Raw genomic sequence first — 26,490 nt, 5'->3', positions numbered from 1 at the left:
AAGGAGAAAGCAACATGTGCGGAATCGTAGGTTTGCTGGTGAAGACGCCGGCATTGCGCGAGCGGCTCGGCGAACTGATGGTGCCGATGCTGATCGGCATGACGGAGCGCGGCCCGGATTCGGCCGGGCTCGCGGTGTTCGGCAAGTCGGTCGATGCAAGCCAGCGCAAGCTGAGCCTGTATTCAGGCTTCACCGATGAAGGCGAGCACTTCGCGTGGGAGGCGCTGGCCGACCGGCTCAACGCGTCGATGGACGTGACGGCGCACATTGACGCGAAGCGCAATCATGCGGTGCTGACCGTGCAGAGCCAGGCCGAGACGGTCCGGCGCTGGCTGCACGAACACTATCCGCGGGTCTACGTGCTGTCGGCGGGGCGCTCGATCGACCTGTACAAGGACATCGGCGCGCCGGCCGAAGTGGCCGATCGCTATGCGTTCTCGGGCCTGCGGGGCTCGCATCTGGTCGGCCATACGCGGATGGCGACCGAATCAGCGGTCACGCCGGACCGCGCGCACCCGTTCACGGCCGGCGAGGATTTCTGCCTCGTCCACAACGGGTCGTTGTCGAATCCGTACGGCGTGCGCCGCAAGCTGGAACCGAAGGGCATTCACTTCGACACGGACAACGACACCGAGGCCGCGTGCCGCTTCCTCGAATGGCGCCTGCGCGAAGGCGACGCGCTGCCGGACGCGCTGCAGAAGGGCTTCGAGGAGCTCGACGGCTTCTACACGTTCCTGATGGGCACGCCGACCGAGCTGGCGCTGATTCGTGACCCGTTCGCATGCAAGCCCGCCGTCGTTGCGGAGAACGACGACTACGTCGCGATCGCGTCCGAGTTCCGCTCGCTCGCGCATCTGCCCGACATCAAGCATGCAAAGGTATTCGAACCCGCACCCGAGGAGATGTATGTATGGAACGCGTGACATTCGACCTTGAGCGCACGACCGTCAGGGAGGTCAACCAGTACCTGCACGGCAGCGCCGACACGCTCGACGGCCTGCAGATCGTCGTGACGTCGCCGAACGGGGCGCACAACATCGCGGTCGGCATCGATGCCGACGTAACGGTCACGATCGATGGCCACGCCGGTTACTACGCCGGCGGCATGAATCAGCACGCGACGATCGTCATCGAGGGCAGCGCCGGGACGGGCGTCGCGGAAAACATGATGAGCGGCAAGGTACACGTGAAGGGCTTCGCGTCGAACGGCGCGGGCGCGTCCGCGCACGGCGGGCTGCTCGTGATCGACGGCGATGCGGGGCTGCGTTGCGGGATTTCGCTGAAGGGCGGCGACATCGTGGTCGGCGGCTCGGTCGGCAGTTTTTCCGCGTTCATGGCGCAGGCCGGCCGGATGGTGATCTGCGGCGACGCGGGCGATGCACTCGGCGATTCGCTGTATGAGGCGGTGCTCTACGTGAAGGGCGACGTGAAGTCGCTCGGTGCGGATGCGCGGTTCGAGCCGATGACCGGCGCCGACGTGAGCGCCGTCGCGGCGCTGCTCGACGCGGCCGGACTGGATCACGATCCGCACACGTTCAAGCGCATCGCGTCGGCCCGCACGCTCTATCACTGGAACGCGGACGCGAACCAGGAATACTGAATCCACGCTCGATCGAGAACCCGCCATGGAAAAGACCATTCACTTCGCCCGCTTGCAGCACGAAGCGTCGCACGGCTACGACCGCAAGACGATCGACTATATCCACGCGGCCGCGCAGCGCGGCCTGTATGAAATCCGTGGCCTCGGCGCGAAGCGCCAGGTACCGCACTTCGACGACCTGCTGTTCCTGGGCGCGTCACTGTCGCGCTATCCGCTCGAGGGCTATCGCGAGAAATGCACGACGCAGACCGTGCTCGGCACGCGCTTCGCGAAGAAGCCTATCGTGCTCGACATTCCGATCACCGTGGCCGGGATGAGCTTCGGCGCGCTGTCCGCGAACGTCAAGGAAGCGCTCGGCCGCGCGGCGACGGCGGCCGGCACGTCGACGACGACCGGCGACGGCGGGATGACGCAGGAGGAACGCCAGTCGTCGAAGACGCTCGTCTACCAGTGCCTGCCGTCGCGTTACGGCTTCAATCCCGACGACGTGCGCCGTGCCGACGCGATCGAAATCGTGATCGGGCAGGGCGCGAAGCCGGGCGGCGGCGGCATGCTGCTCGGGCAGAAGGTCAACCCGCGCGTGGCTGCGATGCGCACGCTGCCGCCGGGCGTCGACCAGCGTTCGGCGAGCCGCCATCCGGACTGGACCGGCCCGGACGATCTCGCGATCAAGATCCAGGAGCTGCGCGAGATCACCGACTGGCAAACCCCGATCTACGTGAAGGTTGGCGCGACCCGCACGTTCAACGACGTGAAGCTCGCGGTGCATGCGGGCGCGGATGTCGTCGTGGTCGACGGGATGCAGGGCGGCACCGCCGCGACCCAGACCTGCTTCATCGAGAACGTCGGCATACCGACGCTTGCCGCGGTTCGCCAGGCCGTCGACGCGCTCGAGGATCTGAACGTGAAGGGCACGGTGCAGTTGATCGTGTCCGGCGGGATCCGCACCGGCGCCGACGTCGCGAAGGCGCTCGCGCTCGGCGCCGACGCCGTCGCCATCGGGCAGGGCGTGCTGATGGCGCTCGGGTGCAACAGCGACCGGTACTTCCAGAACGGCATGCTGCACTCCGCCGAAGCGGATTACGCGGCATTGAACACGTCACCCGGCTTCTGCCACCACTGCCACACCGGCAAGTGCCCGGTTGGCGTGACGACGCAGGACGCGGTGCTCGAACGACGGCTGGAGCCGGAGGAAGGCGCGCGCCGCGTGCGGAACTACCTGAAGACGTTGAACATGGAACTCGCGACGATCGCACGCGCATGCGGCAAGCAGAACGTGCATCACCTCGAGCCGGAGGACCTCGTGGCGCTGACCGTGGAGGCCGCCGCGATGGCGCGGGTGCCGCTCGCGGGCACGTCCTGGATTCCGGGCCATTGATCCGGATCCGTGCTTTTTCCTGATTTTCCCGATTGCCGCAGTGGAGTTCACGATCCTTTGCGATGAATAGGGCAGTTCGACGTGTGTGCGGAATGCCCGATGCAGTGTCCGTGTCTTTCCGATCAAGTTCATTTATTGTGGAGTGCGATATGAATAGCTCAACGCAAGGGATATCGAATCCTGCTCAGGATGCGGGCCTGCGCCACGGAAGCCTCGGATTTTCAGAGGTGATCGGGCAGTCGGTGGCGAACCTGTCGCCGACCTTCACGCCGTCGATCAACGTCGTCGCCATCGCGGCGCTGGCCGGCACCGGGACCTGGCTCATTTATGGCCTGTCGACGATCGGGCTGTTGCTGGTGAGCCTCAACATCATCGTGCTGGCGAGCCGCGTCGCGACTGCGGGATCGTTCTTCATTTTCATCGCGCGCGCGCTAGGGCCCATGGCGGGCGGTATTGCCGGCTGGGGGCTGATCGCCGCGTATACGGGCACCGCGATGGGCGTTGGCGCCGCGGGCGTCGTGTTCGTGCAGAATGCGTGCGCGGCTTGGGGCTTCAAGGTGCCGAGCCTCGCCGTCTACGTCGTGCTGGTGGCGCTTGCCTGGTTCCTCGCCGCCCGTGACATCAAGCTGTCGTCGCGCCTTTCGCTGTATATCGAGGCGGCGTCGGTCGTCATTGTCATGGGCGTGCTGCTCTACGTGTTCTGGCTGCATCCGGATCACATCGTCGATCATGCGCAACTCACGCTGCAGGGCACGAGTTCGAAGGGCCTGGCCGAGGCGATGGTGCTCGGGATCTTCTCCTTCGTCGGTTATGAAAGCGCTGCGTCGCTCGGCAAGGAATCCCGAAATCCGTTGCGCGTGATCCCGCGCGCCGTGATTCTGAGCCTCGTGCTCTCCGGTCTTTTCTTCATGTTCGTCGCTTACGCGATGGTCGTGGCCTACAACGGTGACGTGAGCAAGCTCGGCGCCGACTCGGCGGTATTGATGACGTTGCTGACGAACGTCGGCGCGTCGCCGCTCGGGCCGGTCTTCTACCTGATCGCGTCGTTCAGTGCGTTTGCCTGCGTGCTCGCATCGCTGAACTCGGCAAGCCGCCTGCTGTTCTCGATGGGGCGCTATCAGTTCGTGCATCGTTCGATGGGGATGGTTCATCGCACGCATCAGACGCCGCACTACGCGGTCGCGTTCTCGGCCGTCGTCACGTTGGGCGTGTGTCTCGCGATGCTGGGCGCCGGCCCGCTCAACACGTTCGGCTATACCAGCACCTTCGCCACGTTCGGTTTTCTGGTCGCCTATTTCCTGATCTCGATTTCGGCGCCGATCTACCTGAAAAAGCAGGGTGAGCTCAAGGCGATCAACGTCGTCTGGGGCGTGCTCGGCGCGATCGCGATGATCGGCGCGTTCATCGGCAGCGTCTACCCGGTGCCGGATTATCCGTACAATGTGCTGCCGTATCTGTTCGTGGCCTACATGCTGGTCGGAGTCATCTGGTTGATGATGCTGAAAAGGCGTTCGCCGCAGGTGCTCGACAGAATCGAGCACGACCTCGAAACGAACGAATCGGAAATCTTCGGCAAGAAGTGACAGCGCGTGCTTTCTCGATGAGTTCCGACCTCGACAGGCCGGCCGTCGCTCGTCAGGCGCGTGCGGCCGACGCAGCGGACGGCCGGGCGAACGGTGGGCCCGATCGCCCGGACACCGTATTCGAACTGACGGTGGCGCCGGAGCGCGGCGAATGCGCGGCGCTCAGCGTCGGCTGTGTGTCGACACCGGCTCGCGCGAGCAGAGCGGGCCGGACGAACGAAGATTACGCGGGCGTCATGGCAGGGAACCTTTCCGAGCGCGTTGCGCGCGGAATCGTGGTCGCACTGGCCGACGGGATGAGCGGCGGCAAAGGCGGACGCGTAGCGGCGGAGCTTTCGGTGCGGACGTTCATCGACGCCTACTACGGGATAACGGACACGCTGCAGCCCGAAGTGGCCGCCGCCCGTGCGTTGGAATCGATACATCGCTGGCTTCATCAGATCGGCCGCTCCGATCCGGGTTTGAGTCAGATGGCGGCATCGTTTGCCGCGGTGATCGTGCGACGCGCGAATGCCTGGCTGGTGGCTGCCGGGGACGTCCGCCTGTACCTGTTGCGTGACGGGCAGCTGACGCAGGTGGGTAACGACGACCTTGTGCCGGTAGCATTCGGCTCATACGTCGCACACGCGATAGGCATGCAGCCAGCCCTCGTGACGCGCGTCGAAACATTCGAGCTTCGTGAGAAGGACCGTCTGCTGTTGTGTTCGGATGGTCTCTATCGCCGCATTCCGATGCGGGAAATGCACGCCGTTCTGTTGCAGACGAAGGGTTCGCTGGCGGCGGCGCAAAAGCTCGTCGCGCTCGCCGATGCGCGCCATTCGTCGGACGATGCGACTGCTGCTGTCATCGACGTGGACACCTTGCCCACTGTCGATCTCGGTTACCTCGAACGTGTGGTCGGCGCGTTGCCCATTCCCGCGGTGCCGCAGGCAGGCGACGTGATCGACGGCTACGCGCTCACGCGAGTGCTGAGCGACGGCTTTCACTCGCGCATCTTTGCCGGCCACGATCTTGCCAATCCGTCGACGCCGATCGCGCTGAAGTTTCCGAGGCCGCGCGTCGATCAGGACGAGAACGTCCGCCAGTCGATCGTGCGCGAGCGCTGGCTGGCCGGAAAGATCGACGAAGAGGGCGTGCTTGCGCCGATGCCGATCGACCCCGACCGCCAGACCCGGCTGTACGTTGTGATGCCGCTTGGCGACGGCGTCACGCTGGAAAAAATTCTGACTTCGCCACGGCCGCTCGCGCTCGCGCAATCGTTCGAGATTGCGCGGCGGCTTGGGAACTCGATCCATGCGTTGAACCGTCGCAATATCTATCATCGGGACATCAAGCCCGAGAACGTGCTGGTCATGCGCGACAACAGCACGCGACTCCTGGATCTCGGTTTTGCCTATATGCCCGGCATCGGTGTCCCGGTTCCGGACGCTTCACCCGGCACGCCCGCCTATATGGCGCCGGAGCTGATGCGGGGCGCGCAGGGCGATGCCTGCTCCGAGGTTTTCGCGTACGGTGTGACGCTCTATCGCCTGTTCAGCGGCGGAAAGTTTCCGTACGGATTCAATGGGCGAGTGCCGGTCTATCAGCATCGGCCCGACGCACCGGTGTGGCTGGATCTGATACTGGAGAAAGCGCTGCAGCCTGATCCGGCGCGCCGTTATCAGGACGTGCTCGAAGTCTGCTCCGATCTCGAGCGATTCTCCGCGGACTCAACCGCCGCGCAACCGGTGCGGCCCGCACCTTTGCTCGAACGCGAGCCCGTGCTGTTTTGGCAAATGGTGTCGGTATTGCTGCTCGTCGTGTTGTTCGCGGTGCTGTTGAAAATTCGGTGAAGGATTGCCGGTAAGCCGGATGATGTTGGGATGAACGGTAGTGCAATTCGGGTGACGTAGGGGTCTGGATGGAGGGCGAAGCCGAGTTCGCCGACATCATTCTGCCTGCATGCACGTCGCTGGAACGGTGGGACATCGGCGAATGGTCGAATTCCGCTGGCTACGCACATCACGGCTTCAACACGGTCAATCACCGCATGATTACGCTGCAGCATAAGTGCATCGAACCTTTGGGCGAGTCCCGCTCTTGGTGGCCAAAGCCGTGTCCGACGGCTTCGGCGATTTCCGGTTTGGCGGCTTGGCGAAGGTGGTCAGCACGTTCGATTGTGAAATCCACGCGACGCCGCCGCTTCGTACGCGGCGGCGTCGCGCCGAGATTCGCGCCCAGCGCCTGGCTTACCAGCCATAGAAGCGTGGCCAGGTTTCGACTCTTCCGTCAGGACCGACGGCCTGATAGGCGGGATGCTGCGCGCCAGTGGCACACGCGTGGTTGGGTAGGATGCGCAGACGTGTCCCGATTGGAAACCGCTGCTCGATCTCGTGATCGGGCGTTCCTGACCGGGACACTATGCCGTGCTCCTGGTTCGCGCCGCTCATCAGATACTCGCCAAGCACCTCCCCGCTTTCGAGGCAGACGAGGCCGTAGCCAAAATCGCGCTTCTGGCGGTGGGTGCCCCGGTCGCGGCTCATTGCCATCCAGCCCGCATCGACGATGGCCCAGCCTTTCTCGCTTTGGTGGCCGATGACAGTAGTCAATACGCTCAAGGCAATCTCGGACGTGTCGTTGACGCCCACGTTATGCATGACGAGATCGAACATCACGTAGACGCCTGCGCGAACTTCCGTCACGCCTTCCAGATGTTCGGCGGCTAGCGCGGTCGGCGTCGATCCGATGCTGACGACGTCACACGGCAGGCCAGCCGCGCGAATGCGCTCAGCGGCGCGCACGCAGCCCGAACGTTCCTGTTCCGCGATGCGGACGAGATCCTCATGCGTGTCGTAGTCATAGCTGGAACCCGCATGGGCCAAGACGCCGCCGAGATGCATCCCGCCGTTGGCGAGCGTGGCTGCGACAGCGAGAAGTGTGTCTTCCCCGGGTGCAATGCCTGAGCGATGGCCATCCACGTCGATCTCGATCCACACCTCGAACGGTTCGTCGTGTTCCCGGCCGAATGCAACGATGGCCTCGGCGCAGGCGACGCTGTCGGCAACGATCTTCAGGTCGCAGCCTTGTCGGCGCAGCGCCAGTGCCTGCGGGAGTTTCGTCGGGGCCATGCCCACCGCGTAGACGATGTCGCGAATGCCGCTTGCGAAGAACGCTTCGGCTTCCTTAAGTGTAGATACGGTGATGCCGCGTGCACCGGCGTCCATTTGTGCCCGGACCACCTGCTCGCATTTGGTTGTCTTGACGTGCGGACGGAACCTCACGCCGAGCGCATTCATGCGTTGCTGCATGCGTTCGATATTGCGCTGCATGCGCGCGACATCGATCACTGCAGCGGGTGTATTCAACGACTCCAGATTCATCTGTGGCTCCTGCCGATTATTCGCGCGATCGGTGTTCGATTCCGTGTCGCGCGTGGGGAGAAGCCACTATAGGAGTTCGCTGCGAACTTGTGCTTAACGGCCGCTAAATCGACCTTTAAGCAACGCTCAATGCTGGGTCAATTCCGCCAGGGCACTGGGTCGAAGGCTTGCTTCGCGGCTTCCAGAAACACCCGCTGACGGATGGTCAAGCCCTGACGCGTGGGCGTCAGCGCCATGACCGGCGCGGGTTCAAGGCGCCATGCCGGCAACACGCGCTTCAGCTTTCCTTCTGCGATCAGCCGCGCGCAATCCCATTCGGATCGCGCGACAACGCCGAGGCCGTCAACCGCCCAATCCCTCACCACGGTGCCGTCGTTCGAAGACAAGGCGCTGTTCAACCGAACCGTTACGGCCTTGCTTATGCGTTTACCTGTAGCGTCGTATTGAGTGAAACGCAGACGCGTCACGTCTTCATCGTTTTCTCGTAAAGACAGGTATGCGTGCCGGGTGAGTTCAGACGGATGCTTAAGCCCTGACAGGCTATGCGCAAGTGCGGGGCTCGCGCAAAGGAAGCGGTCGTTCGGGGCCAGATAATGTCCTACCCAGGAGGACCCTTTGATGTGGCCGATTGAAATGACCACGTCGGCACCCGACGCGGCAGCGAGCGGACTTTCGACCAAAACGAGCGAAATCGCCAGATTGGGGTGCGAGCGATGCAGGTCTCGAACGAGCGGCGCGACATATTCCCTGCCGAACCCGAACGGTGCTACGACGCGCAAATGGCCGCTTACACCGCTCGACTCTCCCGAGACGCGGGACGGAATGGACTCGATCCGCTCCAGGATTTCGATCGCTTCCTGAACGAGGCGATCGCCTTCGTCAGTGAGGGAAATGCCTCTGGCCGCGCGCGTCGCAAGGCTCACCCCCATACGTTCTTCGATGCGCTGAAGACGTACCGTGACCGCGGGCGGCGTTAGATCCAATAACCTGGCCGCTGCCGCAAGCGATTGTGATACGCCAAGCGCACGGAGCAACTGCATGTCTTCCAGTTGAAGCATTAAGAACTCGCTAACGACGGATTCATTGGCTATTAAACACGACAAAAATATTTATTTCTATAGTACGTTGCATCGGCTGGCAACCGCGGTGGGCCGATCGACGCTGCCGGAGGACTGGCGCGGCGCTAAAAAACCGACAGCCTGCCCGCTTGGCACGGCGCAGCGGACGGCCGGCTTATTCGACCTGGAGTGGCCTTCATGGATCAGTATGGACACGGTACGCAGCACCCTCGAACGATCAACCCAGCTGGGCTGGCAACGCCGGGCGGCCACTACAGTCACGTTTCAATTGCAAATGGCCTGATTTTTGTGTCGGGCCAACTTCCGATCGACGCGACCGGCCGAAAACTCACGAACCGGTCTTTCGAAGCGCAGGCCGAGCAGGTTTTGGCAAATCTGGCTTCCGCGCTTGTCGGTGCAGGCAGCGACGTCAAGAAACTGACCCAGGTCCGCGTCTATATCGTCGATGTCGGGCATTGGGCGAGTTTCAACGAGATCTACGCGCGGTGGGCCGGCGATGCGAGACCCGCTCGCGCCGTCGTGCCGGTTCCGGCACTGCACTTCGGTCTGAAGATTGAGATCGAAGCGGTTGCGGTGGTATAGCCTCGAGCAGTTGCGCTCGTGGCGGAGCTGCAATATTTGGTAGAACAGATTTTTGCCGCTTGCGCGCACGGTGCCGCGTATGAGCACCCGTCCGCCAGCTTTGGAGTGAGTCATGCATTTCGGTTCTTACTGGCTTGATACGTCCGAGCCATTCGTCAGCAACTCACCTGACATGCACGGCGGAAGTTGCGATGTGGTCGTGGTCGGCGGGGGGATCACAGGCTCGGCGGCTGCCTTGGCGCTCACCAAAAAAGGCGCGCACGTCATTGTCTGCGAAGCAGGGACCGTGGGGCATGCGGCGTCGGGCCGCAATGGCGGCATGTGCAACAACGGCTTCGCGCAGGATTACGCTTCACTCTCGCAGCGGATCGGCACGGAATTGGCCAACCGGCTCTATCTCGCGTTCGATGCGGGCGTCGACACGGTGGAGCGGCTGGTCAGGGAAGAGTCGATCGATTGCGATTTCGTTCGAAGCGGAAAGCTCAAGCTCGCAGCGAAGCCCGAGCATTTCGATAAGCTGGCGCGCAGTCAGGCGTTGCTTGCCGCGAGCGTGGACCCTGATACGTGCCTTGTGACGAAGGCAGCGCTTCGTGACGAGATCGGCTCGGACCGCTATCACGGCGGCTTGATCTTCAGGAAGAGTGCCGGGATGCACGTCGGCCGCTATGTGCGTGGACTCGCGAACGCTGCTCAAGCGCGCGGCGCACACTTTATCGAGCATGCGCCGGTTCTCGGCTTGAAGCGGCAAGCGGGCGGCACATACGCGGCACAAACGCCGCGCGGCGAGATCCGTGCGCGTCAGGTGCTGCTCGCAAGCGGCATTTCGCAGGTCGGGCCGTTCGGCTGGATTCGCCGCAGGATCGTGCCGGTCGGCGCGTTCATCATCGTTACCGAGCCTTTGCCGTGCGAGCTGCTCGACCGGTTGCTGCCGACGCGCCGGATGGTTACCGACACGAAGAACTTCGTCAATTTCTTTCGCGTGACGCCCGACAACCGGATATTGTTCGGCGGGCGTGCGCGTTTCGCGACGTCGAACCCGCGTTCGGACGAAAAGAGCGGGCTGATCCTGCGACAGCAGATGGCCGTCGTGTTTCCCGAACTGGCCGGCGTGCGCATCGACTATTGCTGGGGCGGGATGGTCGACATGACGGCCAACCGGCTGCCGCGCGCGGGCGAGCGCGACGGCGTGTATTACTCGATGGGCTATAGCGGCCACGGTACGCACATGGCCACGCTGATGGGCACGCTGATGGCGGAGATCATGGACGGACGCGCCGATCTCAACCCGTGGAAAGGCTTCGACTGGCCGGCGATTCCCGGGCACTTCGGAAAGCCATGGTTTCTGCCGTTTGTCGGCGCATGGTACCGACTCAAGGACACCCTGCAATGAATTCGTTGCGCATGGTGACGTTCGCGCCTGCCTCGTCGCCATGGCGGACCGGCGACGATCAGCGGCGCGCTGCGCTCGTGCATCGAATGCAGCGCGCCGTCAGTCCGCGCATCGACGGCGTTCGCGGATTCGGCACGACTCAGTCGAGGCCGCCTTGGCACAGGTACTTGATCGACAGGTAGTCGTCGAGACCGTAGCGCGAGCCTTCGCGGCCGTAGCCCGATTCCTTCACGCCGCCAAACGGAGCAGCCTCGCTCGCGAGCGCACCTTCGTTGATCCCGACGATGCCTGTTTCGAGCCGTGCGGACACGCGCGCGATGCGCCGCACGTCCTGCGTATAGAAATACGCCGCGAGCCCGAACGGCGTGTCGTTCGCGGCGTCGACCGCTTCGTGCTCGGTGTCGAACGGAAACAGCGCGGCGACCGGGCCGAAGGTTTCCTCGCAGGTGAGCTGCATGTCGGCGGTGGCGTCGGCGAGCACCGTCGGCGCGTAGTAGTTCGGCCCGAGTTCGGGCAGGCGCTTGCCGCCCGCGAGCACGCGGGCGCCGCGCCCGATGGCGTCGCCGACATGGCGCGCGATCTTGTCGACCGCGCGCGCGTTGATCATCGGGCCGATCTGCGCGGCCGGATCGGTCGCGGGCGCGACCTTCAGCGCGGCCACGCGCGCGGCGAGCTTCGCGGCGAATGCATCGTAGATGCCGGCCTGCACGTACACGCGATTCGGCGACACGCAGGTCTGGCCGCCGTTGCGGAACTTGGCTGCCATCAGTCCGTCGACCGCGGCGTCGAGTTCGGCGTCGTCGAACACGATGAACGGCGCATTGCCGCCGAGCTCGAGCGACAGCTTCTTCAGCGTCGCGGCCGATTCGCGTGCGAGCAGCTTGCCGACGGACGTCGATCCGGTGAACGTGATCTTGCGCACGCGGCCGTCGGCGAGCCAGTCGGCGACCGCGTCGATGCCGCGCTCGCGCGACGCGGCGATCATGTTCAGCACGCCGGGCGGCACGCCGGCTTCCTGCGCGAGGAACGCGAGCGCGAGCGCGGTCAGCGGCGTGTCCTCCGCCGGCTTCGCGACCACCGTGCAGCCGACCGCGAGCGCGGGCGCGATCTTGCGCGCGATCATTGCGAGCGGGAAATTCCACGGCGTGATCGCGGCGACGATGCCGATCGGCTCCTTGACCGCGCTCAGCCGTTTGCCGCGCTGCTGCGGCGGAATCAGGTCGCCGTACGTGCGCGTCGCTTCCTCCGCGAACCACAGCACGTACGATGCGCCGTAGGCGACTTCGCCGCGCGCTTCGGCGAGCGGCTTGCCCTGTTCGCGCGACATCAGCTTCGCGAGATCGTCGGTGTGCGCGACGATCGCCGCGTGCCAGGCGCGCAGGATCGCGGCGCGTTCCCGAGCGGGCGTCGCGCGCCATGCGGGCAGCGCGCGTGCGGCCGCGTCGGTCGCGGCGCGCGCGTCGGCCGCGCCGCTGTCGGGGGCGCGGGCGACGGTGTCGAGCGTCGCCGGATCGGCGACGTCGAAGCGAGCGCCGTCGAGCGCATCGCGCCATGCGCCGTCGATGAGGTTGGCGGTACGCAGCAGTTCGGTTCGGGACAGCGTAAGCGGCATGACAGGTCCTTGGATGAAGCCGTTCGGCGGCGGTGTGCGCGCGGCTGCCCCGCGCGGACTGCATGTTGCCGCGTGGGTGGTGGCCGCCGGCGGTCCGTCAATGCCGTTCGCCGAACAGCGATTCGAGCGGGTAGTGCCGTTTGACGAACGGCGACTTGATGATCACGTAACTGAAATACTTCTCGATGCCGATGTTCTGCTCGAGCAGCCCTTCGACGATCGTCTGGTAATGGCTCACGCTGCGCGTGACGAACTTCAGCAGATAGTCGTAGCCGCCGCTCGCGAGGTGGCACTCGACGATCTCGTCGACGTTGCGGATCGCCGCGACGAAACGGTCGAAGTCCTCGCGCCGGTGGTCGGCCAGCGTGACCTCGGTAAACACGACCTGCACGTCGCCGAGTTTCTCGAGCTGGATGTGCGCGCCGTAGCCGCCGATGTAGCCGGCCTTCTCGAGCCGCTTCACGCGGATCAGGCATGGACTGGGCGACAGCCCGACCGCATCGGCCAGCTCGACGTTGGTCATGCGGCCGCGCTTTTGCAACTGGGAGAGGATGCGCAGGTCGATGCGATCCAGCTTGCTGTCCGTCATGTTCACGTGAAAAGGCAAAAATGGAATGTCCGGTTACTTTAGAGTCGAACGATTGCCGCCACAAGCCCGGCTTTCCCTTGGCCGGTCATGCCGGCTGCGCGTGCGCGACGTGCAGCGCGCGCTGCACGGCCGGGCCGGCCAGCACGTCGTCGAGCGTCTTGCGCACGCGTTCGAACAGCAGGTCGAACTCGCCCGCGGTGAAGCTCAGTGCCGGCGCGAAACCGAGCACGCCGTCGCCGAATGCGCGGAACACCACGCCGTTCGCGTACGCGGCGGCGGCAATCCTGTCGGGCACGTTCAGCGCCGGGTCGAAGCGCGTCTTGCGCGCCTTGTCGGCCACCAGTTCGAGCGCGCCGAGCAGGCCGATCGAACGCGCATCGCCGACGAGCGGATGCGCGCGCAGCGCGTCGAGCCCCGCGGCGAAGCGCGGCGCCATCGCCTGGCCGTTCGCGAGCAGCCCGCCTTCGTGATAGAGCTTCAGCACCTCGAGGCCGATCGCCGCGCTGACCGGATGAGCGGAATACGTGTAGCCGTGCCCGACCACGGCCGACTCCGACCGGCTGCCCGCGATGCCTTCGTAGATCTCGTCAGACATCAGCAGCGCGCCCATCGGCGCGTAGCCGGCCGTCAGCCCCTTCGCGACGGTCATCAGGTCCGGGTCGACCTGCTCGGCCTCGCACGCGAACAGCGGGCCCGTGCGGCCGAAGCCGGTGATCACCTCGTCGGCGACGAACAGGATGCCGAGGCGTCGGCACGCGTCGCGCATCGCACGCAGCCAGCCGGCCGGTGGCACGATCACGCCGCCGGAGCCCTGCACGGGCTCGCAGAAGAACGCCGCGACGTTGTCCGCGCCGAGTTCCGCGACCTTGGCCTCGAGCGCGGCGACCGACGCGGCGATCAGCGCCTGCGGATCGTCGCCGAGCGGGTGGCGGTACGGGTAGGGCGACGGAATATGGTGCTGGTCCGCGCGCGGCAGGTCGAAATGGCGGTGGAACGCCGGCAGCGCGGTGAGGCCGGCGCCGATCGACGACGAACCGTGATACCCGCGTTCGAGCGCGATCATCTGCTTCTTCGACGGCCGGCCGGTCGCGTTGAAATAGTGCGTGATGAAACGCACGGCGGAGTCGATCGCATCCGAGCCGCCGAGCGTGAAGTACACGCGGTTCAGCGACGGCGGCGCGAGCGATGCGAGCCGGTCGGCCAGCTCGATCGCGGGTTGCGAGCCGAAATGAAAATAGCCGGTCGCGTAGGGCAGCTTCGCCATCTGGTCGGCGGCGGCCTTCACGATGCCGTCGCGGCCGTAGCCGACGTTGACGCACCACAGGCCCGAGAACGCGTCGAGCAGCGTATGGCCGTCGGCGTCGCGCAGGAACACGCCGTCCGCGGAATCGAGCACGGTGACGCCGCGCGACTCGTGCGCGCGATAGTTGACGACGGGGTGGATCAGGTGTTGACGATCGGCTTCGATCAGCGCGGCTTGGTTCATGGCGGGGCGGGACTCTCGTCGGTTGTCAGCGGTGAGTTCATGCTACCGGGCGGGAAATCCGCACGCGCCTTCAATTTGCGGCCTGAAACGTATGGACACGGCGTTTGCACGAGGCGCTTCGGCATTTTCTGCTGCGCGCCCCGCCGCGCCGGGCGAGCGCGTCAGTAGCCGCGCGCGCGGTCGACGACGCCGATCATCGGCTGCCCCGCGCGATGGCGCGCGAGGTTCGCGAGCACGGCGTCGGCCGCGGTGTCGGGCCGCGTCGCGCTGGCAATGTGCGGCGTGATCCGGATGCGCGGATGGGTCCAGAACGGGTGGCCCGCCGGCAGCGGCTCCGGATCGGTCACGTCGAGGATCGCACTGTCGAGCCGGCCGCCGTCGAGCGCCGCGAGCAGCGCGGCCGCGTCGAGCTGCGGGCCGCGCCCGACCTGCACGAGCGATGCGCCGGCCGGCAGCGCGTCGAACACGCGCGCGCCGAGCAGCCCGCGCGTGCTGTCGGTGAGCGGCAGCAGGCAGATCAGGATGTCGGTGCGGGCGAGGAACGCGTCGAGCGCCGCGTCGCCCGCGTAGCAGTCGACGCCGTCGAGCGTGCGCGGCGTGCGGCTCCAGCCGGCGCACGGAAAACCGAAACGGCGCAGCATGTCGAGCACGGCTTGCCCGAGCGTGCCGAGGCCGAGCACGCCGACGCGGCGCGACGCAGCCGCGCGCACCGGCTTCTCGCCCCACACCTGGGCGCGCTGTTGCGCCGCGTAGTCGAACAGGTCGCGGTGGATCGTCAGCACCGCCTGCGTCACGTACTCGACCATGCCTTCGACGATGCCCGGCTCGATCATCCGCACGACGGGGATATGCGCGGGTACGCGCGACAGGTCGAACTGGTCGATGCCGGCGCCCACCGAGAACACGACCTCGAGGTTCGGCAGCAGTGCGACCGGGTCGTCCGGCGGCTGCCATGCGGCGAGATAGCGGACGGCCTTGGGATCGCCGATGTCGGGCCAGATCCGGAACGCGAGGTCGGGCGCACGTTGCGCGAAGCGCTGCGCCCATAGCGCGCCGCGTACCGGGTCGGATTTGTACAGAAAACTCATCGCGTACTGCTCAGCCGAGCGCCTGGCTGACGATCCCGAACGCGCGCAGCGCCGGATCGCGGGCGGGCGCCGCGCCGCGCGCCATCGCGACGACGGTGTCGACGCGCGGCAGACCGAGACCCTGCAGCCAGTCCGACAGCCCGCTGTCGCCCGGCACGTCGAGCCGCAGGAACATGCCCTCGTGCAGCGCGAGCCAGTGGCTGATGAGCGCCTGCGCGCGCAGCGCGTCCGGCGCGATCACCGGGCCGATCACATGGCCGCGGCCGAAGCGGCGAAACAGCGCGAAGCCGAGCAGTTCGCCATCGCGATCGAGCGCGATCCCGTTCGCGACGTCGAGCAGCGCATCGATCACCGCGCCGCGCTCGTAGCCGGCCGCGCGCGATGCGAGCGCGGCCAGGCGCGGGCCGTCGTTGATCCCGAGCGGGCGCAGGCGCTCGCCAGGCGGCAGCGAGATCAGCGGCGGCTGGAACGCCGCGCCCTGGTGCTGATCGACCGTGCCGATCGCCTTGAAGCCGAACTTCGCGTAGAGCGGTTCGCCGGACGGCGTCGCGTGCAGGAATATCGTGCGCGTGCCGAGGCTGTCGACGACGCGCGAGAACAGTTCGCGGCCGATGCCGCGGCCCTGATGCTCGGGCGACACGATCACCATGCCGAGCGCCGCATGTGCGTCGCCGAAGGGCCAGCCGAGTGCGGTGCCGATGACGCCGGATTCGTCCTCGGCGACGAAGCCGCTGCCGAGCTGGAACACGAAGCGCCAGTCGTCGAGCCGGTGCGGCCACTTGACCGCCTCCGACAGTCGATGCGCGGCGGGCAGGTCGGTTTCGGCGAACGGGCGATAGATAAGCGTGCGGGAAGGATTGAGGTCGGCCACGCCGGACTCCGAAGCGGTAGAAGTGACGTCCTCACTCTGCCAGCGCCGGTGCGGCCCGGATAGGACGATTCGCCTGTTTTGCCGCGGCAGCGGCCGTGCGTTCGAAATCGACGCAAACCGGCGCGATCGGTGCGAACGAACGCGCGTTTCGTGCCGCCGCGGCGCGTCGATCCGGCAGCTTCTGCTGCGCGAATGCCACTACGATGCAAGCACGGTGGCGTCGTCGTTCGTCGCCGTGCCGCACCGCGCGATGCAGCGCGCCCGGGCCGCGAAGGCCGCCGGCCGGCTCCGGCAGTACTTCGCCTGGCCACGCCGCAGATCGTGCTGCCCGCGGCGTGCAACACGCGGCGATTCTGCGTTTCGAGCGGCGCCGAACGATGCGCGAACGACTTTTTGCCCTGATTCAATTTCGTTGAACCCAGCCCGTCCCCGGCCCTGCCGGGGCTTCACACCGACAGGACGTCACCATGATTCAATTTGAACCGAAGTACATCACGTTCGACTGCTACGGCACGCTGATCCACTTCCGCATGGCCGAGATGGCGCGCGAGGTCTATGCGGACCGGCTGTCGCCGGTCGCGCTCGAGCAGTTCGTGCGCGCGTTCGCCGCGTATCGGCTCGACGAGGTCCTCGGTGCGTGGAAGCCGTTCCGCGAGGTCGTCGTCAATGCGATCCGGCGCACCTGCGCGAGGATCGGCGTGAAATTCGACGAAGCCGAGGCCGAGCGCTTCTATCTGGCGGTGCCGACCTGGGGCCCGCATCCGGACGTCCCCGCGGGCCTGTCGCGGCTCGCGACGAAGTACAAGCTGGTGATCCTGTCGAACGCGTCGGACGACCAGATCATGAGCAACGTCGACAAGCTCGGCGCGCCGTTCCATGCGGTGTTCACCGCACAGCAGGCGCAGTCGTACAAGCCGCGGATGCAGGGCTTCGAATACATGTTCGACAAGCTCGGCTGCAAGCCGGAGGACGTCCTGCACGTGTCGTCGAGCCTGCGCTACGACCTGATGACGGCCGAGGATCTCGGCATCAAGCACAAGGCGTTCGTCAATCGCGGCCACGAGCCGGGTACGCCGTTCTACAACTATTACGAAGTGTCGGACATCGGCCATCTCGCGACGCAGCTCGGGCTGTAAGCGACGCTCGCGCCCGCAGGCGGCGCGGTTGCGGGCCGCCGCAAGCGGGCAATCGTCCGAACTTTCGTCCACGCGTGTCCTCGACGAACGACGCGCCCGCGCATTCGACGCAAACATGCGGTTTGCGCGCGGCGAACGCGTGCCCGATGCCGAACGGGCAATTTTGTCGGCGCAATCTGCGGCGGGTGCGGCTTTACGATTTCCTTCGTCGGCGCGCGTTACGCGGTCGCCGCGACAGGGCGCCCGCAACCGGCGGTACCTGCGCGCACGCAGCAAATCATGCTGCGCAGGCGGCCCAAAACGGTCGAATCGTGCGGTGCGACCGCCCCGAATCGCGACAACCGGCATTTTGGCGGTGCTTAAATAAATTGCATGTGCATGACGTCGCGCCCGCCACCAGCACGCGGGCGCGACGGGGTTGAAGAACCACGCTGGCCCCCAGGACCCACTTACCACAGTCAGGAGCAGTTCGGATGAGCGACGATATCGACAACGGCAGCGGCAACGGTGGCTTTACGCGCCGCGACATGATGCGGGTCATGGCGGCGAGCGGCATGATGGCCGCCGGCGCCGGCGGACTGCTGGTGAACCCCCGGACTGCCTTCGCGGCGCCCGCGCCGAAGCGCGGCGGCAAGATCCGGGTCGCGAACGAATCGAGTTCGACGGCCGATACGCTGGATCCGGCCAAGGGCTCGACGGGCGCGGACTACATTCGCTTCTTCATGTTCTACAGCGGCCTCACGCAGCTCGATCAGAGCCTGACGCCGCAGATGAATCTCGCCGAGTCGCTGCACACGACCGACGCGAAGACGTGGATCATCAAGCTGCGCAAGGGCGTCACGTTCCACGACGGGAAACCGGTCGGGCCGGCCGACGTCGTGTTTTCGCTGATGCGCCACAAGAACGCGGCCACCGCGTCCAAGGTCAAGACGCTCGCCGACCAGTTCGCGGACGCGAAGGCGAGCGGCCCGGACGAAGTCACGCTCACGCTCGCCAGCGCGAACGCGGACCTGCCGGTGATTCTCGCGACGCCGCAGCTCGTGATCGTCAAGGACGGCACGACCGACTTCTCGACCGGCATCGGCTGCGGCCCGTACAAGCTCAAGTCGTTCAAGCCGGGCGTGTCGACCGTCGGCGTGCGCAACGACAGCTACTTCAAGCCGGGCATGCCGTATCTCGACGAGATCGAGCTGATCGGCATCAGCGACGGCGCCGCGCGCCTGAACGCGCTGCTCTCGGGCGACGTGCACCTGATCAACGCGATCGATCCGCGCTCGACGCAGCGGGTCGCGTCCACGCCGGGCTATGCGCTGAGGGAAACCAAGTCGGGCCTCTATACCGACCTGATCATGCGCAGCGAAAACCCGATCACCGCGAACCCCGATTTCGTCGAAGGGATGAAGTACCTGTTCGATCGCGAGCAGATCCGCTCGGCAGTGTTCCGCGGCTACGCGGTGATCGGCAACGACCAGCCGATTCCGCCGGGGCATCGCTATTTCAACGCGTCGCTGCCGCAGCGGCCGCACGATCCGGACAAGGCGAAATTCCTGTTCCAGAAGGCCGGCGCGCTCGGTGCCACGCTGCCGCCGATCTATGCGACGTCCGACGCGAACGGTTCGATCGAGATGGCGGTGCTGCTGCAGCAGGCCGGCCAGAAGATCGGCCTGAACCTGCAGGTGAACCGTGTGTCGCCCGACGGTTACTGGTCGAACCACTGGATGAAGCATCCGCTCGGCTTCGGCAACATCAACCCGCGCTCGAGCGCCGACGTGCTGTTCACGCAGTTCTTCAAGTCGGACGCGCCGTGGAACGAGTCGAGCTGGAAGAGCGCGAAGTTCGACCAGCTGCTGCTCGCCGCACGCTCCGAGACCGACGATGCGAAACGCAAGCAGATGTACGGCGAGATGCAGACGATCGTGGCGCAGCAGGGCCGGGTCGGGATCCCCGCTTTCATCAGTTTCCTCGACGGGTACGACAAGCGGCTCGGGGGCCTCGGTTCGATCCCGACCGGCCCGATGATGGGCGGCATGTTCGCCGAGTACGTGTGGTGGAACGCCTGACGCCGTCGCTTGCCGCCGCCGCGCGACCGGTGCGGGTGACCGCGCCGGCCGCGTGCGGCCTTTTCGGGAGTCTCGCTTCATGAACCGAATCCTCATCGGGCTGATCGGCCGGCGCATCGCGGTCACCGCGCTGACGTTGCTGATCGTGTCCGCGATCATCTTCACCATCACGAACCTTCTGCCGGGGGACGCCGCGCAGGCCGCGCTGGGCCAGTCGGCGACGCCGGAAACGATCGCCGCGCTGCGCCAGCAGTTCGGCCTCGACCTGCCGGCGCACGTGCGCTACGTGCACTGGCTCGCGGGGCTGCTGCACGGCGATTTCGGCCGTTCGCTGTCCGGCGACCTGCCGGTGTCGGAGATGATTGGCGGACGCCTGCCGAAGTCGCTCACGCTGGCGGCGATCACGACCGCCGTGTCGGTGCCGATCGCGCTGCTGCTCGGCATCGTCGCCGCGGTCAAACGCGAGTCGGTGGTCGATCGCGTGATCAGCCTCGGCACGCTGTCGCTCGTGGCGACGCCGGAATTCCTGATCGCGACGATCGCCGTGCTCGTGCTGGCCGTGAAGCTGCACTGGCTGTCTGCGCTGTCGTACAGCGGCCCGATCGAAAGCATCCACGATCTCCTGCGCGCCTATGCGATGCCGGTGCTGACGCTGTGCGCGGTCGTGATCGCGCAGATGGCGCGAATGACGCGCGCCGCAGTGATCGAGCAGCTGAGCGCGTCGTATGTCGAGATGGCCGTGCTCAAGGGCGCGAGTCCCGCGCGCGTCGTGCTGCGTCATGCGCTGCCGAACGCGATCGGTCCGATCGCCAACGCGATCGCATTGAGCCTGTCGTATCTGCTGGGCGGCGTGATCGTCGTCGAGACGATCTTCAACTATCCGGGCCTCGCGAGCCTGATGGTCGATGCCGTCGGCAACCGCGATTTCCCGCTGATCCAGGCCTGCACGCTGATCTTCTGCGTCGCGTACCTGATGCTCGTGCTGTTCGCCGACCTGTGCTCGATCGTGTCGAACCCGCGACTGCGCACCTGAGTGTTTCGTCCTCCTTTCGAGATGCCGCCCATGCAACCGATCGAACCCGTACAACGCAGCAGCGCGCTGCCGCCGTCAGGCGACCAGCCGCCGCCGTGGGGCGGCGCGACGCCGCCCGCCGCGCCTGCCCCCGACCCGCGCGCCAAGCGCCGCACCGTGCGCATCAACCTGACGACCGGTGGCCGGGTCGGCCTGTCGATGGTCGGCCTGATGCTGTTCGTCGCGGCGTTCGCGCCGCTGCTCGCGCCGCACGACGTCGGCACGATCGTCACGCCCGACGTGTTCGCGCCGTTCAGCGCGAAGCTGCCGTTCGGCTCCGACTTCCTCGGCCGCGACATGCTGAGCCGGATCCTGTACGGCACGCGGCTGACCGTGCTGCTCGCGCTGGCCGCGGTGCTGCTCGCCGCATTGACCGGCACGACGCTCGGGCTGCTCGCGACCGTGTCGGGCCGCGCGGTCGACGAGACGATGAGCCGGCTGCTCGACGCGCTCACGTCGATACCGTCGAAGATGTTCGCGCTGATGTTCGTCGCGGCGTTCGGCTCGTCGCTGCCGCTGCTGATCCTGACCGCCGCGGTCAGCTACATGCCCGGCTCGTACCGGATCGCGCGCGCGCTGGCCGTCAACATCAGCACGCTCGAGTTCGTGCAGGTCGCGCGGGCGCGCGGCGAGAGCGCGCTGTACATCGCGTGCGTCGAAATGCTGCCGAACATGATCCACCCGATGCTCGCCGATACCGGGCTGCGCTTCACGTTCGTCGTGCTGCTGCTGAGCGGCCTGAGCTTTCTCGGGCTCGGCGTGCAGCCGCCGTATGCGGACCTCGGCTCGCTCGTGCGCGAGAACATCGCGAGCCTCGGCGACGGGTCGGCCGTCGCGATCATGCCTGCGGTCGCGATCGCGATCCTGACGGTGGGCGTCAACCTGTTGATCGACGGCCTGCCGCATCGCGGCCGCCGCAGCGGCGCGGCCGCGGGAGAACACTGATGCGACACGAATCGACTCCGCTCGTCGAGGTGCGCGGGCTGCGCGTGGTCGGCGGCCGCCCGGGCGGCGCCGAAACGACGATCGTCCACGACGTCGACTTCGAGATCCGGCGCGGGGAAGTGCTCGCGCTGATCGGCGAGTCCGGCTCCGGCAAGACGACGATCGCGCTTTCGCTGATGGGCCACGCGCGCGCCGGCTGCCGGATCGCCGGCGGCTCGGTGAAGCTCGGCGGCACGGACGTATGCGCGCTGTCCGCGCCGGCGCTCGCCGCGCTGCGCGGCCGCAAGGTCGCGTATATCGCGCAGAGCGCGGCCGCCGCGTTCAACCCGTCGCGCACGATTCTCGATCAGGTGATCGAGAGCGCGCTGATCCACAAGACGATGACGAAGCGCGATGCACAGGCGAAGGCGGTCGCGCTGTTCCGCGCGCTCGCGCTGCCCGAACCGGAGACGATCGGCAAGCGCTATCCGCACCAGGTGTCGGGCGGCCAGTTGCAGCGACTGATGGCCGCGATGGCACTGATCACCGATCCCGACCTGGTGATCCTCGACGAGCCGACCACCGCGCTCGACGTGACCACGCAGATCGACGTGCTGCTGGCGTTCAAGAGCGTGATCCGGCGCTGCGGGATGAGCGCCGTGTACGTATCGCACGACCTGGCGGTCGTCGCGCAGATGGCCGACCGCATCGTCGTGCTGAGCGACGGCGTGATCCGCGAGGCGGGCGAGACCGAACAGATCCTGCATGCGCCGACGCATCCGTACACGCAGAGCCTGATCGCGGCGGTCACGCCGAACGATGCGCAGCGCGAAGCGAAACCGGCGCCCGCCGTGCCGACGCCGCTGCTCGACGTGCGCGGCGCGATTGCCGGCTACGGCGGCCGTACCGCGAGAGGGTGGCCCGCGAAGGTGATCCTGCACGAAGTGGACCTGCGCATCGGGCGCGGGCAGACGGTCGGCGTGATCGGCGAATCGGGCTCCGGCAAGACGACGCTCGCGAAGGTGATTGCGGGGCTCGTGCCGGCGACGGCCGGCCAGATCCTGCTCGACGGCGAACCGCTCGCGCTCGATTCGGCCAAGCGCACGAAGGAGCAGCACCGCCGCGTGCAGATCGTGTTCCAGAACGCGGACACCGCGCTCAATCCGGTACATACGGTCGAGCGCACGCTGGCGCGGCCGCTCGCGTTCTATCACGGGATCAGGGGCGCGCGTGCGCGGCAGCGCGTCGCGGAGCTGCTCGAACTCGTGCGGCTGCCGCAGGCGGTCGCCGCGCGGCGGACCGGCGAGCTGTCCGGCGGGCAGAAGCAGCGCGTGAACCTCGCGCGCGCGCTCGCGGCCGAGCCCGACCTGATCCTGTGCGACGAGGTCACGTCGGCACTCGACACCGTGGTCGGCGCCGCGATCATGGACCTGCTGCGCGACCTGCAGGCAAAGCTCGGCGTGTCGTATGTGTTCATTACGCACGACATCGCGAAGGTGCGCACGATCAGCGACGACATCGTCGTGCTGTACGCGGGCCGCCGCGTGGAGACTGGCAGCCGCGACGCGCTGTGCGCGCCGCCTTATCACCCGTATTCGCACCTGCTCGTATCGTCCGCGCCGGAGCTGCGCGCGGGCTGGCTCGACGACGCGGCCGAGCGCTGCCACCGGCCGCTGGTGCCGATTGGCGAACGCGCGGACGATGGCGAGCTGTGTCCGTTCCTGTCGCGCTGCGCGATGCGGGTGGACGGCGTATGCAACCGGACGGCACCGGTGCTGCGCACGCTCGAGAACGGCGCGCAGGTGCTTTGCCATCGCAGCGAGGAAGACCTCAAGCGCTTCCAGGCAGAGCCGGTGCAGGCCGACGCCGCGCCGGTGCAGTCGGTGCAGTCGGTGCGTCAGTAGCGCGCGCCGCGCCGCGCGCTCATCGCGCGTGCCGCGGCTGCCGGCCTTCCGCATAGTCTGCTGCGGCGGTCGCGCAAAACGGCGAATTGTGCGCGCACCGCAGGCGAATACGCGGCAACTGCACTTTTTGACGGTGATTAAATGATTCTCAATGAACGGCCGTCACCGGCTTGCAAAAGAAGGATCCGATGAAACTGGAATCGTACTGGCTGGATAGCCGTCCCGCGTTTCGCGCCGGCAGCGAGGGGCCCGTCGAAGGGCGCGCGGACGTGGTCGTGATCGGCGGCGGCTTCACCGGATTGTCGGCGGCGCTCGCGCTCGCGCAGCGTGGCGTGGAGGTGGTCGTGCTCGAAGCCGCAGAGGTCGCGGGCGAAGCGTCGGGCCGCAACGGCGGGCAGTGCAACACCGGCGTCGCACAGGACTTCGCATCGCTCGCTGCGCGCATCGGCATTGAGCCCGCGAAGCGGTTCTATCTCGCGTACGAAAGCGCGGTGAGGAGCGTCGAGACGATCGTCGGCGAGCATGCGATCGACTGCGATTTCCGGCGCGCGGGCAAGCTGAAGCTCGCCGCGAAGCCGCAGCATTTCGCGAGCCTCGCCAGGACGTTCGACGCGTTGCGGCGCGACGTCGATCCGGACATCGAACTGATCGAGCCGTCGCGGATTCGCGATGAAGTCGCTTCCGACGGCTTCTACGGCGGGCTGCTGCAGCGCAATGGCGCGCAGATGCACATGGGCAAGTTCGGCGTCGGGCTCGCGCATGCCGCCGTGCAGGCCGGCGCACGCATCTACGAGCATGCGGCCGTCACGCAGCTCGAGCGGCTCGACGGCGAGCGCCACATGATCACCTGCACGCGCGGCACGATCGTCGCCGATCGCGTGCTCGTCGCGACAGGCGCATCGCAGCACGGGCCGTTCGCGTGGTTCCGGCGCCGCATCGCGCCGGTCGGCAGCTTCATCGTCGTCACCGAGCCGCTGCCCCCCGCGCAGCTGAACAGGCTGTTCCCGAAACGCCGCGCCTACGTGACCTCGCGCCAGATCGGCAATTACTTCCGCGTGACGCCCGACGACCGGCTGCTGTTCGGCGGCCGCGCGCGCTTCGCAATGTCGAGCCCGCGCTCGGACGCGAAAAGCGGCGACATCCTGCGCGCCGGTATGGCCGGCTACTTTCCCGAACTGGCCAATGTGCGGCTCGACTATTGCTGGGGCGGGCTGGTCGACATCACCGCCGACCGGCTGCCGCGCGCGGGCCAGCACGACGGGCTCTATTACTCGATGGGCTACAGCGGCCACGGCGTGCAGATGTCGGTGCACATGGGCCGCGTGATGGCCGACGTGCTGTACGGTGCGGCCGCGTCGAATCCGTGGCGCGAGCTCGACTGGCCCGCGATGCCCGGCCATTTCGGCCACGCGTGGTTCCTGCCGTTCGTCGGCGCGTACTACCGGATGCAGGATTTCCTGCACTGAAGCGAGCGCCGGGGAGGATTCGACATGACAGTGCAATTCGTTGGCTCGCCTCGTGTCGCGCGGCCCGTGTCGCCGGCGATCGGCGACGTGCTGCGCACGATCGACGCATCGTTCGCGCAGCCGCTGAATCTCGACACGCTCGCCGCGGTGGCCGGCTTGAGCGTGTCGCGTTTCACCGCGCGCTTTCGCAGCGAAACCGGGTTGTCGCCGCACCGGTATCTGTGCCTCGTGCGGGTACGGCGTGCGCAGGACCTGTTGCGCGCCGGTCTCGCGCCGTCGGTCGTCGCGACCGACGTCGGCTTCTTCGATCAGAGCCATCTCTGCCGGCATTTCCGGCGGGTGCTAGGGATCACGCCGCGCGATTACGTGGTCGCGCGGGCAGACGGCGCGACGGCGCGTACGTCGCCAACGCGCACGCGCGCCGAACGCCGCGAAGCGACGTGTCGCGTGGCGTAAGCACAAGCATGGATGGCACGCACATCCGAGGATTTCCGGCAGGAGAGCCGGCGAACGACGATTTCCGATATCGCGCGGCGGTTTTCAACGAGACCGTCACGCACCGCACAGGAGCAGAAATGACCGCAGCTTTCGTGTTGCACCGTGCCGATGGCACACCTTCTTCAACCGCATTCCGCCAGCAGGCGTTCGGCGAGCGCGATCCGTTCGCGCAACACCGGGAGATTGCATGGGAAGGGCCCGACGCGATGGCCGCGGGGCGTATCGGCTTCGTCGGCGAGCTCGACGTGCCGAGCTTTCCGCACATCGAAACGATCGTCGTCGTCGAAGGCGAGCTGACGCTCGAGGCGGCCGGGGCCGCGCCGCTGGTGCTCGGCCCGCGACAAGGCGCCGTCATCGGCGGCGGCACCGCGCTTCGCATCGCCGCGCAATCGCCGGTACTGCTGCTGTTCTGCGCGGCCGCGTGCACGACACCGACGAAGCGCGGCGTCTTTGCGCTGCGCGCGGACGCCGACTTCAAACCGTCGGCAACGCTGCCGGCGGAGGTGCTGCTCGGCCCGGCGCCGCAATGCCGCAGCGACAACGTGTTTGTCGACGACGGCGCCGCGTACTGCGCAGGCACGTGGGATTCGACGCCCTATCACCGGATCGTCCGTCCGCATCGCGTGAACGAGTTCATGCTCCTGCTGGACGGCGGCGTACGGTTCGCCGCGCGCGACGGCAGCGTGCTGTCGCTCGGCACCGGTGACGCGCTGTTCGTGCCGCGTGGCGCATCGATCGGGTGGGAAAGCAGCGAACGCGTAGCGAAGTTCTACGTCGTGCAGAACGTCAATGCATCCACCGAGCGAGACTGAA

Annotated in this window: 22 protein-coding genes and 1 pseudogene; 16 read left to right on the top strand and 7 right to left on the bottom strand. The window is 66.6% G+C overall.

All coding sequences use genetic code 11. The annotated features are described in order from the left end of the window. The first annotated feature begins 14 nt into the window (after window positions 1–14). From DID96_RS25860 to DID96_RS25835, 6 genes and pseudogenes are all read left to right on the top strand, one after another. Window positions 15–923: a class II glutamine amidotransferase gene (locus tag DID96_RS25860; protein ID WP_124602095.1), complete on the top strand. Its 909-nt coding sequence runs from the start codon at window positions 15–17 to the stop codon at window positions 921–923. Beyond that, complete coding sequence (locus DID96_RS25855; protein WP_124602094.1) at window positions 911–1,600, top strand: protein glxC; 690 nt, start codon at window positions 911–913, stop codon at window positions 1,598–1,600. Before DID96_RS25860 ends, DID96_RS25855 begins: the two co-directional genes overlap by 13 nt. 25 nt (window positions 1,601–1,625) lie before the next feature. Continuing rightward, window positions 1,626–2,978, top strand: a complete 1,353-nt coding sequence (locus DID96_RS25850) for an FMN-binding glutamate synthase family protein (protein WP_124602093.1) — start codon at window positions 1,626–1,628, stop codon at window positions 2,976–2,978. A gap of 149 nt (window positions 2,979–3,127) precedes the next feature. Then, entirely contained in the window at window positions 3,128–4,561 is a 1,434-nt protein-coding gene (locus tag DID96_RS25845; protein WP_124602092.1) for an APC family permease, read from the top strand. Between the two features lie 17 nt (window positions 4,562–4,578). Then, the gene (locus DID96_RS25840) at window positions 4,579–6,393 is read left to right on the top strand and encodes a bifunctional protein-serine/threonine kinase/phosphatase (protein WP_124602091.1); all 1,815 of its coding nucleotides are present in this window, start codon (window positions 4,579–4,581) and stop codon (window positions 6,391–6,393) included. Window positions 6,394–6,455: 62 nt separating this feature from the next. After that, window positions 6,456–6,641, top strand: a pseudogene (locus tag DID96_RS25835) (hypothetical protein); the annotation flags it as partial. 148 nt (window positions 6,642–6,789) lie between these two features. Here DID96_RS25835 and DID96_RS25830 read toward each other — a convergent pair. Next, window positions 6,790–7,920 carry a DSD1 family PLP-dependent enzyme gene (locus DID96_RS25830; protein ID WP_124602090.1) on the bottom strand — a complete coding sequence of 377 codons (1,131 nt, stop codon included), beginning with the start codon at window positions 7,918–7,920 and terminating at the stop codon, window positions 6,790–6,792. 137 nt (window positions 7,921–8,057) lie between these two features. After that, the gene (locus DID96_RS25825) at window positions 8,058–8,978 is read right to left on the bottom strand and encodes a LysR substrate-binding domain-containing protein (protein ID WP_124602089.1); all 921 of its coding nucleotides are present in this window, start codon (window positions 8,976–8,978) and stop codon (window positions 8,058–8,060) included. Window positions 8,979–9,176: 198 nt separating this feature from the next. Here DID96_RS25825 and DID96_RS25820 point away from each other — a divergent pair, with 198 nt between their 5' ends. Beyond that, window positions 9,177–9,581 (top strand): RidA family protein, encoded by a 405-nt coding sequence (locus DID96_RS25820; protein ID WP_124602088.1) that lies wholly within the window; start codon window positions 9,177–9,179, stop codon window positions 9,579–9,581. A 112-nt stretch (window positions 9,582–9,693) separates the two neighbouring features. After that, window positions 9,694–10,971 (top strand): FAD-binding oxidoreductase, encoded by a 1,278-nt coding sequence (locus tag DID96_RS25815; RefSeq protein ID WP_124602087.1) that lies wholly within the window; start codon window positions 9,694–9,696, stop codon window positions 10,969–10,971. 139 nt (window positions 10,972–11,110) lie between these two features. Here DID96_RS25815 and DID96_RS25810 read toward each other — a convergent pair whose 3' ends face one another. The 5 genes from DID96_RS25810 to DID96_RS25790 form a co-directional block, all read right to left on the bottom strand. Continuing rightward, window positions 11,111–12,583, bottom strand: a complete 1,473-nt coding sequence (locus DID96_RS25810; protein WP_124602086.1) for an NAD-dependent succinate-semialdehyde dehydrogenase — start codon at window positions 12,581–12,583, stop codon at window positions 11,111–11,113. A 97-nt stretch (window positions 12,584–12,680) separates the two neighbouring features. Further along, on the bottom strand, window positions 12,681–13,172 hold the full coding sequence (locus tag DID96_RS25805) for an Lrp/AsnC family transcriptional regulator (RefSeq protein WP_010100337.1): 492 nt from the start codon (window positions 13,170–13,172) through the stop codon (window positions 12,681–12,683). Window positions 13,173–13,257: 85 nt separating this feature from the next. Beyond that, complete coding sequence (locus DID96_RS25800) at window positions 13,258–14,658, bottom strand: aspartate aminotransferase family protein (protein WP_124602085.1); 1,401 nt, start codon at window positions 14,656–14,658, stop codon at window positions 13,258–13,260. A 161-nt stretch (window positions 14,659–14,819) separates the two neighbouring features. After that, window positions 14,820–15,746 (bottom strand): glyoxylate/hydroxypyruvate reductase A, encoded by a 927-nt coding sequence (locus DID96_RS25795; RefSeq protein WP_124602084.1) that lies wholly within the window; start codon window positions 15,744–15,746, stop codon window positions 14,820–14,822. A gap of 10 nt (window positions 15,747–15,756) precedes the next feature. Beyond that, window positions 15,757–16,617 (bottom strand): GNAT family N-acetyltransferase, encoded by an 861-nt coding sequence (locus tag DID96_RS25790; RefSeq protein ID WP_124602083.1) that lies wholly within the window; start codon window positions 16,615–16,617, stop codon window positions 15,757–15,759. 467 nt (window positions 16,618–17,084) lie between these two features. Between DID96_RS25790 and DID96_RS25780 the strand changes: the two genes are divergently transcribed. From DID96_RS25780 to DID96_RS25745, 8 genes are all read left to right on the top strand, one after another. Next, entirely contained in the window at window positions 17,085–17,753 is a 669-nt protein-coding gene (locus DID96_RS25780; protein ID WP_124602082.1) for a haloacid dehalogenase type II, read from the top strand. Between the two features lie 473 nt (window positions 17,754–18,226). Continuing rightward, window positions 18,227–19,813, top strand: coding sequence for an ABC transporter substrate-binding protein (locus DID96_RS25775; RefSeq protein ID WP_124602081.1), 1,587 nt, complete (start codon window positions 18,227–18,229; stop codon window positions 19,811–19,813). A 79-nt stretch (window positions 19,814–19,892) separates the two neighbouring features. Continuing rightward, entirely contained in the window at window positions 19,893–20,846 is a 954-nt protein-coding gene (locus DID96_RS25770; protein ID WP_124602080.1) for an ABC transporter permease, read from the top strand. A gap of 30 nt (window positions 20,847–20,876) precedes the next feature. Then, entirely contained in the window at window positions 20,877–21,830 is a 954-nt protein-coding gene (locus DID96_RS25765; protein WP_124602079.1) for an ABC transporter permease, read from the top strand. Beyond that, window positions 21,830–23,713, top strand: coding sequence for an ABC transporter ATP-binding protein (locus DID96_RS25760; RefSeq protein ID WP_124602078.1), 1,884 nt, complete (start codon window positions 21,830–21,832; stop codon window positions 23,711–23,713). The genes DID96_RS25765 and DID96_RS25760 overlap by 1 nt, the downstream gene beginning before the upstream one ends. A 188-nt stretch (window positions 23,714–23,901) precedes the next feature. Continuing rightward, on the top strand, window positions 23,902–25,179 hold the full coding sequence (locus DID96_RS25755) for an FAD-binding oxidoreductase (protein ID WP_124602077.1): 1,278 nt from the start codon (window positions 23,902–23,904) through the stop codon (window positions 25,177–25,179). 24 nt (window positions 25,180–25,203) lie between these two features. Next, entirely contained in the window at window positions 25,204–25,635 is a 432-nt protein-coding gene (locus tag DID96_RS25750; protein WP_124602076.1) for a helix-turn-helix domain-containing protein, read from the top strand. Between the two features lie 119 nt (window positions 25,636–25,754). Further along, the gene (locus tag DID96_RS25745; RefSeq protein WP_124602075.1) at window positions 25,755–26,489 is read left to right on the top strand and encodes a cupin domain-containing protein; all 735 of its coding nucleotides are present in this window, start codon (window positions 25,755–25,757) and stop codon (window positions 26,487–26,489) included. The last annotated feature ends 1 nt before the right edge of the window (window position 26,490 follow it).

Source organism: Burkholderia sp. Bp8963, from assembly GCF_003854275.1.
Taxonomy (GTDB): domain Bacteria; phylum Pseudomonadota; class Gammaproteobacteria; order Burkholderiales; family Burkholderiaceae; genus Burkholderia.
The sequence above is the reverse complement of the archived record's forward strand: the minus strand, read 5'-3'. Positions and strand labels throughout refer to the sequence as shown.

What these genes read in the sequence shown, in the direction of transcription:
- DID96_RS25825 (WP_124602089.1), bottom strand. Translation starts at nt 8,978, where the DNA reads ATGCTTCAACTGGAAGACATGCAGTTGCTCCGTGCGCTTGGCGTATCA.
- DID96_RS25760 (WP_124602078.1), top strand. Translation starts at nt 21,830, where the DNA reads ATGCGACACGAATCGACTCCGCTCGTCGAGGTGCGCGGGCTGCGCGTG.
- DID96_RS25860 (WP_124602095.1), top strand. Translation starts at nt 15, where the DNA reads ATGTGCGGAATCGTAGGTTTGCTGGTGAAGACGCCGGCATTGCGCGAG.
- DID96_RS25840 (WP_124602091.1), top strand. Translation starts at nt 4,579, where the DNA reads ATGAGTTCCGACCTCGACAGGCCGGCCGTCGCTCGTCAGGCGCGTGCG.
- DID96_RS25775 (WP_124602081.1), top strand. Translation starts at nt 18,227, where the DNA reads ATGAGCGACGATATCGACAACGGCAGCGGCAACGGTGGCTTTACGCGC.
- DID96_RS25820 (WP_124602088.1), top strand. Translation starts at nt 9,177, where the DNA reads ATGGATCAGTATGGACACGGTACGCAGCACCCTCGAACGATCAACCCA.
- DID96_RS25810 (WP_124602086.1), bottom strand. Translation starts at nt 12,583, where the DNA reads ATGCCGCTTACGCTGTCCCGAACCGAACTGCTGCGTACCGCCAACCTC.
- DID96_RS25765 (WP_124602079.1), top strand. Translation starts at nt 20,877, where the DNA reads ATGCAACCGATCGAACCCGTACAACGCAGCAGCGCGCTGCCGCCGTCA.
- DID96_RS25780 (WP_124602082.1), top strand. Translation starts at nt 17,085, where the DNA reads ATGATTCAATTTGAACCGAAGTACATCACGTTCGACTGCTACGGCACG.
- DID96_RS25830 (WP_124602090.1), bottom strand. Translation starts at nt 7,920, where the DNA reads ATGAATCTGGAGTCGTTGAATACACCCGCTGCAGTGATCGATGTCGCG.
- DID96_RS25850 (WP_124602093.1), top strand. Translation starts at nt 1,626, where the DNA reads ATGGAAAAGACCATTCACTTCGCCCGCTTGCAGCACGAAGCGTCGCAC.
- DID96_RS25755 (WP_124602077.1), top strand. Translation starts at nt 23,902, where the DNA reads ATGAAACTGGAATCGTACTGGCTGGATAGCCGTCCCGCGTTTCGCGCC.
- DID96_RS25795 (WP_124602084.1), bottom strand. Translation starts at nt 15,746, where the DNA reads ATGAGTTTTCTGTACAAATCCGACCCGGTACGCGGCGCGCTATGGGCG.
- DID96_RS25800 (WP_124602085.1), bottom strand. Translation starts at nt 14,658, where the DNA reads ATGAACCAAGCCGCGCTGATCGAAGCCGATCGTCAACACCTGATCCAC.
- DID96_RS25745 (WP_124602075.1), top strand. Translation starts at nt 25,755, where the DNA reads ATGACCGCAGCTTTCGTGTTGCACCGTGCCGATGGCACACCTTCTTCA.
- DID96_RS25750 (WP_124602076.1), top strand. Translation starts at nt 25,204, where the DNA reads ATGACAGTGCAATTCGTTGGCTCGCCTCGTGTCGCGCGGCCCGTGTCG.
- DID96_RS25805 (WP_010100337.1), bottom strand. Translation starts at nt 13,172, where the DNA reads ATGACGGACAGCAAGCTGGATCGCATCGACCTGCGCATCCTCTCCCAG.
- DID96_RS25845 (WP_124602092.1), top strand. Translation starts at nt 3,128, where the DNA reads ATGAATAGCTCAACGCAAGGGATATCGAATCCTGCTCAGGATGCGGGC.
- DID96_RS25855 (WP_124602094.1), top strand. Translation starts at nt 911, where the DNA reads ATGGAACGCGTGACATTCGACCTTGAGCGCACGACCGTCAGGGAGGTC.
- DID96_RS25770 (WP_124602080.1), top strand. Translation starts at nt 19,893, where the DNA reads ATGAACCGAATCCTCATCGGGCTGATCGGCCGGCGCATCGCGGTCACC.
- DID96_RS25815 (WP_124602087.1), top strand. Translation starts at nt 9,694, where the DNA reads ATGCATTTCGGTTCTTACTGGCTTGATACGTCCGAGCCATTCGTCAGC.